The 13,314-nt window shown below is 40.4% G+C and carries 12 protein-coding genes; 7 read left to right on the top strand and 5 right to left on the bottom strand.

Annotated elements, in window-relative coordinates:
- The first annotated feature begins 38 nt into the window (after window positions 1–38).
- Both ACVCDT_RS02245 and ACVCDT_RS02240 read left to right on the top strand, forming a co-directional pair.
- On the top strand, window positions 39–1,220 hold the full coding sequence (locus tag ACVCDT_RS02245) for an acyl-CoA dehydrogenase (protein ID WP_447131113.1): 1,182 nt from the start codon (window positions 39–41) through the stop codon (window positions 1,218–1,220).
- 63 nt (window positions 1,221–1,283) lie between these two features.
- Window positions 1,284–1,952, top strand: coding sequence for a cyclase family protein (locus tag ACVCDT_RS02240; RefSeq protein ID WP_447131112.1), 669 nt, complete (start codon window positions 1,284–1,286; stop codon window positions 1,950–1,952).
- Window positions 1,953–2,069: 117 nt separating this feature from the next.
- Here ACVCDT_RS02240 and ACVCDT_RS02235 read toward each other — a convergent pair whose 3' ends face one another.
- The 3 genes from ACVCDT_RS02235 to ACVCDT_RS02225 are packed head-to-tail and all read right to left on the bottom strand — an operon-like array spanning window position 2,070 to window position 5,465.
- On the bottom strand, window positions 2,070–2,858 hold the full coding sequence (locus tag ACVCDT_RS02235) for an RMD1 family protein (RefSeq protein ID WP_447131111.1): 789 nt from the start codon (window positions 2,856–2,858) through the stop codon (window positions 2,070–2,072).
- 13 nt (window positions 2,859–2,871) lie between these two features.
- Complete coding sequence (locus tag ACVCDT_RS02230; RefSeq protein WP_447131110.1) at window positions 2,872–4,017, bottom strand: peptidase C39 family protein; 1,146 nt, start codon at window positions 4,015–4,017, stop codon at window positions 2,872–2,874.
- 2 nt (window positions 4,018–4,019) lie between these two features.
- Window positions 4,020–5,465: a RimK family ATP-grasp domain-containing protein gene (locus ACVCDT_RS02225; RefSeq protein ID WP_447131109.1), complete on the bottom strand. Its 1,446-nt coding sequence runs from the start codon at window positions 5,463–5,465 to the stop codon at window positions 4,020–4,022.
- Window positions 5,466–5,707: 242 nt separating this feature from the next.
- On the opposite strand from ACVCDT_RS02225, the gene ACVCDT_RS02220 reads away from it, so the two are divergent.
- Complete coding sequence (locus tag ACVCDT_RS02220) at window positions 5,708–6,553, top strand: LysR family transcriptional regulator (protein ID WP_447131108.1); 846 nt, start codon at window positions 5,708–5,710, stop codon at window positions 6,551–6,553.
- Between the two features lie 30 nt (window positions 6,554–6,583).
- Here ACVCDT_RS02220 and ACVCDT_RS02215 read toward each other — a convergent pair whose 3' ends face one another.
- Together ACVCDT_RS02215 and ACVCDT_RS02210 are read right to left on the bottom strand one after the other, a co-directional pair.
- Window positions 6,584–6,808 carry a hypothetical protein gene (locus tag ACVCDT_RS02215; RefSeq protein ID WP_447131107.1) on the bottom strand — a complete coding sequence of 75 codons (225 nt, stop codon included), beginning with the start codon at window positions 6,806–6,808 and terminating at the stop codon, window positions 6,584–6,586.
- Between the two features lie 26 nt (window positions 6,809–6,834).
- Window positions 6,835–7,008, bottom strand: coding sequence for a hypothetical protein (locus ACVCDT_RS02210; RefSeq protein WP_447131106.1), 174 nt, complete (start codon window positions 7,006–7,008; stop codon window positions 6,835–6,837).
- 236 nt (window positions 7,009–7,244) lie between these two features.
- Between ACVCDT_RS02210 and ACVCDT_RS02205 the strand changes: the two genes are divergently transcribed.
- The 4 genes from ACVCDT_RS02205 (at window position 7,245) to ACVCDT_RS02190 (ending at window position 13,314) form a co-directional block, all read left to right on the top strand.
- The gene (locus ACVCDT_RS02205; protein WP_447131105.1) at window positions 7,245–7,640 is read left to right on the top strand and encodes a hypothetical protein; all 396 of its coding nucleotides are present in this window, start codon (window positions 7,245–7,247) and stop codon (window positions 7,638–7,640) included.
- An 85-nt stretch (window positions 7,641–7,725) separates the two neighbouring features.
- Complete coding sequence (locus ACVCDT_RS02200; RefSeq protein WP_447131104.1) at window positions 7,726–8,607, top strand: TolB family protein; 882 nt, start codon at window positions 7,726–7,728, stop codon at window positions 8,605–8,607.
- Window positions 8,608–8,820: 213 nt separating this feature from the next.
- Complete coding sequence (locus tag ACVCDT_RS02195) at window positions 8,821–11,061, top strand: TonB-dependent receptor (protein ID WP_447131103.1); 2,241 nt, start codon at window positions 8,821–8,823, stop codon at window positions 11,059–11,061.
- A gap of 12 nt (window positions 11,062–11,073) precedes the next feature.
- Window positions 11,074–13,314: a response regulator gene (locus ACVCDT_RS02190; RefSeq protein ID WP_447131102.1), complete on the top strand. Its 2,241-nt coding sequence runs from the start codon at window positions 11,074–11,076 to the stop codon at window positions 13,312–13,314.

Below are 13,314 nucleotides of genomic sequence, written 5' to 3'. Positions count from 1 at the left end.
AAAATAAGACTATTTGTAATACTAAGCGGAGTAAACCTATGAGCCCTAAGCAACCTGCTTTTAACTGGCAAGATCCTATGTTTCTTGATGGTCAATTAACCGAAGAAGAACGGATGATCCGAGATACTGCCCACGACTATTGCCAGCAAAAGTTGTTACCTCGTGTCCTTGAGGCTAACCGCAATGAGTTTTTCGACCGTAGCATTATGCTTGAGTTAGGTGAACTAGGTTTATTAGGTGCCACATTGCCTGCGCAATATGGTGGCAGCGAAGTTAATTATGTGAGTTATGGCTTAATTGCCCGCGAAGTAGAAAGGGTAGACAGTGGCTACCGTAGCGCCATGAGTGTGCAATCGTCTTTGGTTATGCACCCTATTTATACCTACGGAACCGAAGCCCAGCGAACTAAATATTTGCCCAAATTGGCATCGGGCGAATGGGTAGGCTGTTTTGGTTTAACTGAGCCTAATTCGGGTAGCGATCCCGCTTCTATGAGCACGCGAGCCACTAAGGTAGATGGCGGTTATCGTTTAACCGGCACTAAAATGTGGATCACCAACTCACCAATAGCCGATGTGTTTGTGGTGTGGGCTAAGCTTGAAGGAAAAATTCGTGGCTTTGTGCTTGAAAAAGGCATGCAGGGTTTATCTGCGCCTAAAATTGAAGGCAAGTTTTCACTCAGAGCCTCAATTACTGGCGAAATTGTTATGGATAACGTGCTGGTGTCTGAAGACCACATATTCCCTGAAATTGTGGGTTTGGCTGGCCCCTTTGGATGTTTAAACAAAGCACGATATGGCATAGCGTGGGGAGCAATGGGCGCAGCTGAGTATTGTTTTCATGCTGCCCAAACTTATACATTAGATCGTGAGCAATTTGCCCGTCCTTTAGCCGCCAACCAATTAGTACAAAAGAAACTTGCCGACATGCAAACAGAGATTGCCCTTGGCCTTCAGGGAGCCCTACAGATGGGCCGCTTAATGGACAACAATCAATGCCCAGTAGAGTTAATTTCGCTACTTAAACGTAATAACTGTGGCAAAGCTTTAGATATTGCCCGAGTCTCGCGTGATATGCATGGCGGCAATGGCATAAGTGACGAGTTTGGGGTTATACGCCACGTAATGAACTTAGAAGCGGTTAATACCTACGAAGGTACTCATGATGTACATGCCTTAATCTTAGGCCGTGCCATTACTGGCATTCCTGCTTTTAGTTAACCGGCTAGCATAGTTGAGTGGCTGTGTTTAACAGCCATTTAACTTAGGTTTGAGTAACGCCTTATGAGCCAAGTATCTGGCGCTAAACTGATTGACTTAAGTCACACTATATTTGATGGGTTAGTTACCTACAAAGGATTACCAGCACCGGTAATTTGTGACTATTTATCGCGCCAGCAATCTAAACAACTTTATGGCCAAGACTACCAAGTACAAATTGGTAAAATTGAGATGGTCAGCAATACAGGCACTTATATTGACACCCCTTTTCATTTTTCTGAGCAAGGTGAAGATTTAGCCGACTTAGCCCTTGAATCTTTAGCTGATTTGCCCGGCATAGTGGTAGACGCTACTCAGCAAAATCAAATTAACGAGGAGTTGTTTGCCAACTTAGAGCTTAAAGGTAAAGCGGTGTTAGTTCATACCAACTGGAGCCGGCATTGGAATACCCCAAGGTATTTTGAGCACCACCCTTACTTAACCGAAGATGCGGCCAAATTATTGGTTGCCAAAGGGGCTAAGTTAGTCGGCATAGATTCACATAATATTGATAATACTCAGGGTAAAACTCGTCCTGTGCATCAACATTTACTGGCCAACAAAGTGTTAATTTGTGAGCACCTCACTAACCTTGCTCAATTGCCTAATCACAATTTTAGATTTTTTGCTGTGCCACCTAAAATAACAGGTGTGGGTACTTTTCCTGTTAGAGCTTTTGCTCAACTAATTTAAGCATTTTAATATCAATTAATATAATAAAATCAGTTTCTTAGAGTATTGCTGATTATGGCTTATGAGCTAATTTTGCTTACCCAAAGCTTGCCACCAGTAGTGTGGCAAGTTTTAGTCTTAATCAATAAAAAAACGCATCATCTCTAAGGCAATAAGTAAAGTGAACAACCACTTAAAATATCCCCATTGTTGGTGATTTTGCTCTGTGGTTAACAAAGCCTGTAGGTCATGGATGGTTTCGAGTTTTAAGCTTAGGTTGTTAATCCTTGGGGCTAAATCTAACAACCCACTGATAACCAAATAGGTTTGTTGTTGCTGAGAAGAGCCATAAAAAAATTCCGGGGTATGCAATATCTTATAGTGCAAAGCAATGTCACTATTAATGTTAAATAAGCTGCCACGCAACTTAGCTAAGCGTTTTCGATTTAACGGAACTGTACCGGTTTTCGCTAAGGTTAAGGGCAAATAGGCATGGTCTTTAATGCAGCGCTGCGCTTGTTGTTCAAATTTAGCGAGTTTGGTCGATTGCGCTAATCCATGACTTACAGCCAATAGGGTGGTGGTTTTAGCATCAGGTAAAACAATTAATCCATCAAGTATAGAAAAATCAGCCTGATCTTTTATTTCAAAATCGAATTCTTGCTCATGCGTTTTTTCATATGCCTGACTAATGTGGGGTTTAAGCATGCCGTCTAGCTGAGTTTTTTTATTTTCACTAATGCCCCAAGCAACACTGACCCCATAGCTAAACACAAACACCTGACCTTTAGGGGTGCTAATACCTAAAGCTTCTCGATATTTTTTGACAAAATAAGTTTTGCTAACGCTTTCACTTAGGCGTTGCAGATCGAGCTGCTGGCCGAATATACAAATATCGACTTTATTGTTAGCAAACTGGGTGGTCATTTTGGCGCTCCTGTTAGTTGCCTTGGGACAACACCAAAGCCGTACGTAATTTATTGCTGCCGTAGCTAGACAGTTTGTAAAAGTCGTCTAATGCCACCGGAATATGTTGGCAATCAAAACCAGAAGCATGCTGCTCTGGCACGCTAGGGTCGTGTAAATACAGGCAGTCTTCGTCTATGGCGGTAATGGCCACCCAGTGCGGGACTTTGTAACCGTCCATTTGATAAGTGCTAATTAAGCTCAGCACTTTTTCACCTTTATCTAAGGCTGCTTTTAGCGCGGCTAAATCAAAGTCGGCGTAATGAATAGGCATATTTTGCTGCTGTGCTTGTTGCAAAAATTGTTGTTCGACTAGCTCGACCGTTTGTTTTTTTACTGCTTGACGTACCCCAGCGGTAAACAAAGGTATAGATTGGTTAATATAAACCTTTGCATTAAACCCGCGTTTTTGGGCGGCTAAGGCTAAGCCCAATGGGTGACAGCCGCCATGTCCTGCCATCATAAAAATGGTGGTGGCTTCACGCCATAGGTCAAACTCTAAGGCTTGATCTATAGGAGATTGTTTCGACAAACTGGCCATAGCCATCATCAAAGCTGCAGGTCCACAAGTAAAGTCGGTGGACTGTGCATACCAAGGATAAGCCGGTAACTTTTTGGCTTTGGCAGCTTGGCGAATGGATTTTTGCATTCTAAAGGCGTCAGCGTCGTTTTCGTAATAGTGCGGATAGTCGCCAAAAATTTTGTAGCCTAATGATTGATACAAGGCAATGGCAGTGTGATTGGTTTTCTCAACTTCCAATCTTAAAAACAGTTTACCGGCCTCAACCGTAGCTTGTTCTAGGGCAAGCAACAATTGACGACCTAAACCTTGGCCAGTGTAGCCCTGATCAATAGCAATGGAGTAAAGTCGCGCCAGTCTGGTGCCTTTACGCATAATGACTAAGCCATAGCCAATCACCAATTCATTGTGCTGGATCACCAAAAACACGCGATTTTTAGCTTTAACCCAATAGTTAAAACTACGTTTACTCAGTCTGTCTGTGGCAAAACAACGTTGCTCTAATGCCACTAAGGCAGCTAAATCGCTTGCTTTACAGGCACGGATCTGTGCCAAGCTTTGTGGCTGGGTAAGGGCTAAGTTTGACGCTAGGTTAGGCATAGTTAGCGGCCTCTTTGTTCAAGACGATTAGCAAATTCTTGCATGATTTGCATATATAGCTCATAACCCAAATATTTGTCTTCTACCCCTTGCTCAATGCTAGGGTTGTCGTTTACTTCAATGACATAAACCTTGTCGTCTACTTGTTTTAAATCTACGCCATACAAACTACTACCAATAAAAGAGCAGGCTTTTATGGCTGTTTCTAACACTTGTCTGGGCACTTCAAAGGTGGCCATGGTTTCGAAATCTCCCGACGAAAAACGTTTAGCGCCATGGTTGTATATTTGCCAATGATTGCGGGCCATGTGGTAACGGCAAGCATAAATTGCGCGACCATTTAATACCCCTATACGCCAATCAAATTGGGTATACAGATATTCTTGCACTAAGATAATGGCCGAATCGGCTAACACAGCCTGCAACTTGTTGGTTAACGCCGCACGGTCGGCCACTTTAAATACCCCTTTAGAAAACGAGCTTTCTGGCAGTTTTAATACCATAGGGTAGCTAAACTCTTGCTCTAGCTGCGCCACTGTGGCCGCTGAAGCATCTGAAACAAAGCGAGTTTTAGGTGAGGGCACAGAGTTGTAACTAAATGCATCGTGTAAAAATACCTTGTTGCAACAACGTAAAATTGAGGTGGCGTCGTCTATTACCACTAAACCTTCTTTTTCAGCCTGGCGAGCAAGTTGATAAGTATGGTGACGAATGGTGGTGGTTTCGCGGATAAACAAGGCATCGTATCGGTCAAGTAAACCAATTTCGTCGGCTGTCACTAGCTCAGCATTGATACCAAATTTGTTGGCCGCTTTTACAAAATGTTTTAAGGCCTTTTTGTCACTAGGAGGGGTGTCTTCTTGGTGATTAACCAAGATCGCCATATCCCAACGAAAACGTTTGCGGTTTTTATTGCTACGCCAAACATTGCTAGTAAAGTGAGCTAAACGTTGTTGCAAAATAGTGTGTTGCTCGCTGGTTAAAGCATGAATAGCAAATAAACTAACAGTGACAAAAAGTTGCTGTTCGCGCCATGAAAAACGCAAACTTAAAATAGGCGCAGGGTATTGCTCAAAAATATATTGGGCTACTTTGTTTAAGTGTTCGTTCTGATGCCAACCAAAATACACTAAGTCATCAACTTGTATCTGCGGGGTTAATCCACGGGATACCTGTTTTGGGATCGCCATAATTAGCCCGTCAGGCTGACAGGTAAGATCGTTAATGGTACTAACACTAGGTAAAACTTGGTGCTGCCGCGCTTCGGCTAATAACGAACAATAGTAGCCTTCGCTTAGGTATTGGGTGGCATCACATAAATTTATTAAACGTGTACTGTGGTTGCCCTTTTTAGGGAACTCAGACAAATATTGCTTAAAATCAAGCAAAGTGGCATTAGCACAAGTCATGTCGCTAGTGTCGTTTAATACAATTAAGTTTTTACGCATTTAAGTTCCAAAGATAAAGGATAAATACCGTTTGTTAACGGTGAAATTTCGCGCATCCTACTTCTTTTGTAGCTTTTGTGAATAGTTTACCAAGTAAAATATTTTCATCCTGAAGAACAATTATTTTGAAGCTAACTTTGTATCTTTTAAAATCTTTGCTTAACCCTGATTTTGTGGTTTTTACTTGTATCCGTGGCGAGTTCAGGGTATGAAAACATATCTTAAATAAACAGTTGTACCTTATGGATATTCGATTTCTTGTAACCTTTATGGAAGTGGCGAAAACTCGGCATTTTGGCAAGGCGGCAGAGAATTTATATTTAACTCAGTCGGCGGTCAGCGCGCGAATTAAGCAACTCGAAGAGTACTTTAATTCGGCCTTATTTGTGCGCAACCGTAACAGTTTACAGTTGACCCCTGCGGGTGAAAAACTTTTACCTTTTGCCCAAACTCTGGCTGATACCTTAGAGCAAGCCAGGCAAACCATGAATGAGCAAAGTATTGAGTTTTTAACGCTAGCCTGTTCGCCTAATGCTTGGGATACCTATTTACAAGCGCAGTTAGCGAGCCTAAATCATCAGTTAGATGGGGTGTCGTTAAGAGCCGAAATTACCAGTAACGAGCAACTTAGCCGAATGGTTCACGAACATAGTATTGATTTAGCTATTACCACTGTGCCGTTTAAATCGGATGATGTAGAAACCCTAGAGTTAAGTCAGTCGCCTTTGGGTTTATATTGCTCTGCAGATTTATCCACAAGCAACCCCTTAGAATTTGCTTTGGCGATAGACTGGGGGCGCAAAACTAACGACTATCTAGATAAGTGTTACCCTGAGTTGAAAAAAGCCAGTTTGCGCACCGGCTCTATTCAAGTGGCCCTGAATTATTTATCTCAACGGGCTAGTGCTATTGTATTACCAAAAGTCATTGCCCAACCTTTAGTGCAGTCTAATCAATTAAAGTTTTTGGAGCAGATTGATGGGGCTAGCGTTAGTAGCTATTTAATCTATTTAAAAGAAAGTAAAAATGCCAAGTTGGCAGACTTTATAAAAATTTTTAAACAAAATATAAAACAACAAGGGCATTAGTATGCCCTTGTTTGATTAACCTGAAGTGACCTAAGGAAGTTTCACTAAAGGTTGGTAACCTTCTGATTCAAGCTCTTCGTTTACACAATCAAGCATAAACACTTCTAACTTTTTGCCTTCAGTGCCGTCTTCTTCAGCGACTTCAGTACAATATTGTTTTAACTCTGCAATCAGTTTAGCGCTAGCGACTGGACGCTCTTCGGCCATAACTGAGCTAGTTAATAACAAACCTAAGGTTAACAATACTTTTTTCATCATTTTCTCTAATAGTGAAACTCTTGTTAATGTAAGTCAGCAAATTGGCGCCGTCTTTGGTTGGCTCTTCGCTGGGTGGCTTTTTTGCCTTTTTTAGAGTTGAACTCTAATTCGTCGCTGTATTCAGCGTTAAAACGGTGTTTAGTGGCACCGGTTAATTGCTCGTAATCATCTTTTTTAAAATGAAAATGTTTGCTCATGACCTTATCCAAAAGTGGTAAATAACATCTATGCACAAAGTGCTGGATTAGTATTGTGGTGATTGAGCAAAATGAAAAACGAAATAAATTGTTCTTAAAGAGCAAAATTATTGATGAATAAGTAAATCCAAGCGGACTGAGTTATTTGCTTGTTTAAGTGCCTAGGGTTGTGCCCATTGAGTAAATAGGCTTATTATCAAACTCATACAAAATTGAGGGGTTGATAGGGAAAAACAATGGATGAAATGTTTAGTTCTATTGGTTTGGTCAGCGCCATTATTGGTGGCTTTGCATTTACTTTTGTAGGTGCTTTATTAGCTACAGAATCCAAGTCGCCAGCGTTTAATTGGGTGTTTGGCTTGTCTATGTTTGCGGCTACCAGTTTAATGGCTGCTGCTTTAGGCTCTGTACTTACATCACTGGCGGCTAAATATGGCTATGAGATTGATTTGCAGTGGATGCATCAAAAGGTGTCATTATTATTTTTAGCAGGTATTTTGTCACTGTTAGCCTCAATTTCGTTGTCAGGCTGGTTAAGATCTCGGCAACTTGGTTATGTGTCCTTAGGTGTGGGAATTTTCTCACTTTTGATGATGTTTTGGGTGTTGGTACCCTATTTAATTATTAGCTAAGGTACAAAGGTAATAAATCAGAATGATGGGAAACACCAATAGTTAACTTAAGTTAGCATTAACAACAAGAATACAAGGCCAAATCATGAAGCGCATAGTTCAATTCATTTCACTGGTAATATTTGCACCTTTCGTTTTAGCGCAAACTGCCCCAGGCTCTGATATTTTTATCGCCGAGCTAGAAAGCAAAGACGGGCGATTACAAATAGGTCAGCTAAAAAACATTACTAAACGCAAAGGGTACGACAACCAACCCTATTTTTTAGCAGACGGCAAAACTTTGTTATATACATCGCAAATAGGCGAGCAAACCGACATTATGCATTTTAATTTAGCATCTCAAAAAACGGTTAATTTGACTAATAGTAAAGTAAGTGAGTATTCGCCAACCCCGCTGCGTAATGGTAAAGAGTTCTCGGTGATATATGCTACAGATAATAATCAACACTTGTGGGCCTATGATTTAACAGGAAAAACCAAACGTCCGTTAATTCAACAAAACTTTAAAATTGGTTATCACGCCTGGATAGATAAAAACCAAGTGCTGATTACTGTGTTACAAGAGGGCTTTATGAATCTGCAGGTGTCTAATATACAAACGCAGCAAACCACAACGTTACACCCCAAAACTGGTGCCAGCGTGTTTAACATACCTAGTAGCCAAAACTTTAGTTTTAATACTCAAATTAATGAACAGCATTGGTTAATGCAATTAAACATTGAAACTGGCAATAAGCATCAATTAGTCGAGCTACCCAAAGACACAAGCTATTATGCGTGGACTCCAGATGGCAAGGTACTTTTAGCAAGTCAAAACAAACTATGGTTTTGGGATAGCCAAAAAGCCGATAGCAAACTTACACCTTTCGCTAACATTCAGGCCGTGTGTCCAGGAGGCGCAAGTAGAATGGCTGTTAATCCCCAACAGACCCGCCTCGCCTTAGTCTGTCACGGTGAAAGCCTTTAAAAATCATAAGCTAACATCTAATGTTGTTAATCTTAGTTGATACATTTAGGCCAGTGAATTTTTGATTATCTCGCTCATTCAGTCTAATCTCATGGTTGCATAAAGGGTTTTATTGCAAGTGGCTTTAACGGTTTTATATTAATTGCATAAATCAATAAATTGATTGTGTGTTTTATTCATATTGGTGTAACAGATAATGGTTGTTGATTATTAATGTTAAAAAACATAATTTTGGTTAGTCTATTACTTGCTCCTTCCTATCCTATATTTGCTCAAAATACAGAGCTGGAAACCATAGAAGTCACGGCACAATACCGCACTGAAAACGTGCAAAAAGTGCCTATCTCCATGTCGATACTCAATAGTGATTTGTTGACTAAGTTAGATATTAAAGATGCTACAGATTTAGCCCATATGGTACCAGGTATGACTTACGCAGAATTTGCCCCTGGCCAAGCCTTATTGTCGTTGCGAGGCATAGTGTCAGCCGATGATGGGGCGGGCATGGACAATTCGATTGTGGTGTTTCTTGATGGCATTTACATGGGGCGCTTAGCCAATATTAATTTTGATTTATTTGAAATTGAACGCATCGAAGTGTTGCGCGGTCCACAAGGTACGTTATCTGGACGAAATGCTATTGCTGGTTCTATTAATATTATTACTCGTCAGCCCGAATCAGAGTTAACTGCAAAAGTTGCCCTTACCAAAGGCAACTACGATATTTCACGTGTAAATACCACTGTCAGTGGGGCTTTGACAGAACAGCTTGCTGGAAAATTAAGTGTCAGTCATCGTTCGCATCAGGGCTATACAGAAAATGTGCTATTAAACCAACACAACCAAGACGAAAATACCAATTTTATCCGGGCTCAGTTAAGTGCTGAAACAGAGTTTGGCAACTGGAATGTGAGTGTTGATCGTTCTTCAGATGATAGAAAGGACATGGGTAGAACGCCAATAGAGAATGGTAACTTTGATTATATTTCAGTGTGGCAAGCCTTAGGTGGAAAGCCATATAAATCTACTGCACCTATATCGGGCTTTTCTAAACGTCGTTTGCAAGGTTTAGGAATTCACGGGGTTAATACTTTTAGTGATGGCGAATTAACTACTATTTTAGGCTGGCGAGACAGTACCACCGACTGGGAGATGGCCAGCGTTGGGGCACCTCTTGGAGGCAATTATGATTTAGCGAATGGGGTATTTGGGGCAGATGTAAACGACGATATTACTGAGGATATTCAGCAAAAGTCTGTCGAATTTCGTTGGAATCAAGATCTAAGTGATGAGCTTCAATACACCTTAGGTGCCTTTTATTTACAAGAAACAACAACAAGAATCGAACAATACAAATTAGATTTCAATAGTCAAAATACAGGGCAAATCACTGTAGGCAATGAAATAAGTGAGCAATATAACCAAACTAAAAGTTTGGCACTCTATGGGCAAACTCAGTGGCAGTTTGCGTCAAACTGGTTGCTGACTTTAGGCGCTCGGTTAACCAAAGATAATAAAGCAGCTCGCTTTGTGACCCTCAACTGCGGTCATGGGGAGCTATCCTGGGTGGTAACTGACCCAAGGTGTGAATCAGGCAGTGGTAGCTTAGGTATTTTGCAGCAGTCCTTTGATACTGATGTAGAACAAGATTGGCAAGATTTTTCACCTAAATTGGCAGTGCAATATACGCCAGAAAAGAACTGGATGCTTTACGCAAGTCTCGCTAAAGGCTTTAAGTCTGGTGGTTTTCCGGGTTCACCAGGTATTATTGAAGTGGCACAACAAGCTATAAGTCCCGAAAAAGCGTTAAATTATGAATTGGGCTTTAAGTCAGATTTAGCTGACAATAAAGTAAGGCTCAACGGCAGTGTATTTTATACCGACTACCAAGATCTGCAGGTAGGTTGGTTTGGGCCAACCGCTGTAAATCCCAGTTTTGGCAGCTTTGTTACTACTAATATTGATGATTCTGACATTAAAGGGTTGGAGCTGGAATTTCAGTGGTTAGCCCACGAATATATTAATTTTAGTGGTAACTACGCCTATTTAGACACCCAAGTGAACAACTTTTTATTAACCACCTTTGCTGGTGAGATTGACTTGAGTGGCTCCAAATTAAGGCAGGCACCCAAACACAAAAGTTATTTGGCTGCTGATGTGTATTATCCTTTAGGACAAAAAAATGGCGTCATTGAGTTTAATTTAAATTACCAATTTACCGACCAGCAAATCAGTGATTACATTAATCAAAATGTGATCTTAGAAGCCCATGAATTAGTGAATGCACGTTTAGCTTGGGTGTCTAACGATGGCGCAATAGAGCTAGCCTTATGGGCTAAAAATTTACTACAAGAAGAATATATTTCTCATGCTTATGTGATTGGTCCTGGCATTATAGGTACATGGGGGGCGCCTAGAACTATAGGCGTAACACTTAGCTATCAATTCGATTAAGATCCAATAAGTATGGAATTAACAGATCTAATCAATGTTATTGGTATAACAGTGTATGTCATGCTGTTTGGCTTTTTTTTATGGGTAACCCAACTCCCTAATCTTAGGTTTCGTGCGATTTTTTGGTTGCTGGCAACAGCTGCTATTTTACTTGGACGCCTAGATTTATATTTTTTACCTAGCTGGCTGCCAGCCAACTATGTGCAATCAATATATGCATTATTATTAACAGCAGAAAAAGTGTGTTTGGTGCTGGGGTTATTGTACTTTTTTAATCAAAAAGTTGAATTTAGCAGAGTTCGAATAATTCTTGTTGCTAGTTTAATCGCCGCCTTAGGCATTATCTTTTTTAATCATGTTGTTTCAATTGAGCATGCTTACGCAATGTGGTTTGCTGTTACACAAGCGGCTTTTCTTGGTTTTATTGTTTATTTATTTTTGCAATATAAAAGTCAATGGTTTAATCGTTCGTTGGGGTATTTAACGGTTTTTCTATCAATTTATGTTGTGCATTGGTTGTCTTTTCCGTTTGCATTGCAAAATCCATGGTACCTGCCTTTGGGCTATTTTATTGGCAACGTTTTAAATATTATTTTGTATTCGTTCTTGGGGTTAATGGTGTTGAACCGTTTCCAATCTCGTATAATTGAATCTGAACAGGCGGCTATTGCTCTAGCTAAAAACGCCACCGCAGCCAATCAAGCGAAAAGTGATTTTTTGGCCAATATGAGCCATGAAATACGTACACCTATGAATGGCGTATTAGGCATGTTAGATATTTTAAAGCAGTCTCAATTAACCAAAGAACAAAGCGACAAAGTTGGCATTGCCTCTAATTCTGCTAAAAGCTTGCTCGCCATCATTAATGACATTTTGGACTTTTCCAAAATAGAAGCCGGAAAGCTAGATGTTGAAATGATAGACTGTGATTTACACGAAGTGATTGAAGAAGTCACCAGTGTTATGCGGCATTTGGCAATAAACAAAGGCATAGAACTTTTGTTAGATACCACAGCTATGCAGCCAACATTAGTGCAAACTGACCCCACCAGAATACGTCAAATCCTGATTAATATTTTAAATAACGCGGTGAAATTTACCTTTAAAGGTCAAGTGTTAATCGTCACTAAATTAATACCAGAGGATGATAGATTGACTTTTATGTGTTCTATAGAAGATACCGGAATTGGCATAGAAGAAAGTAAACTGGAAGGCATTTTTTCGTCTTTCCATCAAGCTGACACATCGACTACACGTAACTACGGCGGAACGGGTTTAGGCTTAACCATTGCAAAAAATTTATGCCAGTTGATGGGAGGAGATATAGAGGTAGAAAGTGAATTAGGCAAAGGCAGTTGTTTTAAATTTGCTATTCCTGTGACCCAAAGCGATAAACCTTGGGAAGAACTTACCCTGGAAAACTTTGCAGGGCTAAGGGTTTTGGTGGTGGATGATAACCCCAACAATAGGGAAATATTAACAAAGCAATTATCGATTTGGGATATAGAGGTAGTGGCAGTTGATTCGGCAAAATCAGCCTTGGCCATAATCGAACAACAAAAAAACATGTTTGACTTGGCCATTATTGACTATCAAATGCCAATAACTGATGGCGAGGATCTGGGGCAACAAATAAAAGACATAGATAAATGCCAACAAATGAAACTCGTAATGTTGTCGTCTGTTTCAGATCCTAGTTTAAACAAAAGAGTTATCAATGGCTGTTTTGAACGTTTTCTGGTGAAACCAGCTCTTTCTTCTGAATTACTTAGTGTAATAAAAAACTTAACGCATCAAAATGTATCTGAATTTATTGCGGCTAAACCTAAAGCGGTGCACTCAACTTGGTCAGAATTAAAAATTCTTTTAGTAGAAGACAACGAAATTAATCAAGTGGTGGCCATAGAAATGTTGAAACAATTTAATATGAGTTGCGACACTGCGTTTAATGGAGAGGAAGCCTTAACTCAATTACGGCAAGCCGAGATGTCACAAGAGCCCTATGAGTTAGTGTTTATGGATTGCCAAATGCCTGTTTTAGATGGATATCAAACAACTAAAAAAATTCGAGCTGGCGAGGCTGGCAATCTAAGTAAGGCTTTGACAATCATCGCTATGACTGCCAATGCGATGAAAGGCGACAAAGAAAAGTGTTTAGCAGCGGGTATGGATGATTACGTGACTAAACCCCTAAACAAAGAAGCCATTCTGGCTGCTTTAAAACGATGGGAAGTAAAACACCTAACCTCTTAG

Source organism: Paraglaciecola aestuariivivens, from assembly GCF_052983255.1.
This window is presented reverse-complemented; position numbering and strand designations above follow the sequence as displayed.

Coding starts and splice junctions, on each gene's coding strand:
- ACVCDT_RS02245 (WP_447131113.1), top strand. CDS start 39: ATGAGCCCTAAGCAACCTGCTTTTAACTGGCAAGATCCTATGTTTCTT.
- ACVCDT_RS02240 (WP_447131112.1), top strand. CDS start 1,284: ATGAGCCAAGTATCTGGCGCTAAACTGATTGACTTAAGTCACACTATA.
- ACVCDT_RS02235 (WP_447131111.1), bottom strand. CDS start 2,858: ATGACCACCCAGTTTGCTAACAATAAAGTCGATATTTGTATATTCGGC.
- ACVCDT_RS02230 (WP_447131110.1), bottom strand. CDS start 4,017: ATGCCTAACCTAGCGTCAAACTTAGCCCTTACCCAGCCACAAAGCTTG.
- ACVCDT_RS02225 (WP_447131109.1), bottom strand. CDS start 5,465: ATGCGTAAAAACTTAATTGTATTAAACGACACTAGCGACATGACTTGT.
- ACVCDT_RS02220 (WP_447131108.1), top strand. CDS start 5,708: ATGGATATTCGATTTCTTGTAACCTTTATGGAAGTGGCGAAAACTCGG.
- ACVCDT_RS02215 (WP_447131107.1), bottom strand. CDS start 6,808: ATGAAAAAAGTATTGTTAACCTTAGGTTTGTTATTAACTAGCTCAGTT.
- ACVCDT_RS02210 (WP_447131106.1), bottom strand. CDS start 7,008: ATGAGCAAACATTTTCATTTTAAAAAAGATGATTACGAGCAATTAACC.
- ACVCDT_RS02205 (WP_447131105.1), top strand. CDS start 7,245: ATGGATGAAATGTTTAGTTCTATTGGTTTGGTCAGCGCCATTATTGGT.
- ACVCDT_RS02200 (WP_447131104.1), top strand. CDS start 7,726: ATGAAGCGCATAGTTCAATTCATTTCACTGGTAATATTTGCACCTTTC.
- ACVCDT_RS02195 (WP_447131103.1), top strand. CDS start 8,821: ATGTTAAAAAACATAATTTTGGTTAGTCTATTACTTGCTCCTTCCTAT.
- ACVCDT_RS02190 (WP_447131102.1), top strand. CDS start 11,074: ATGGAATTAACAGATCTAATCAATGTTATTGGTATAACAGTGTATGTC.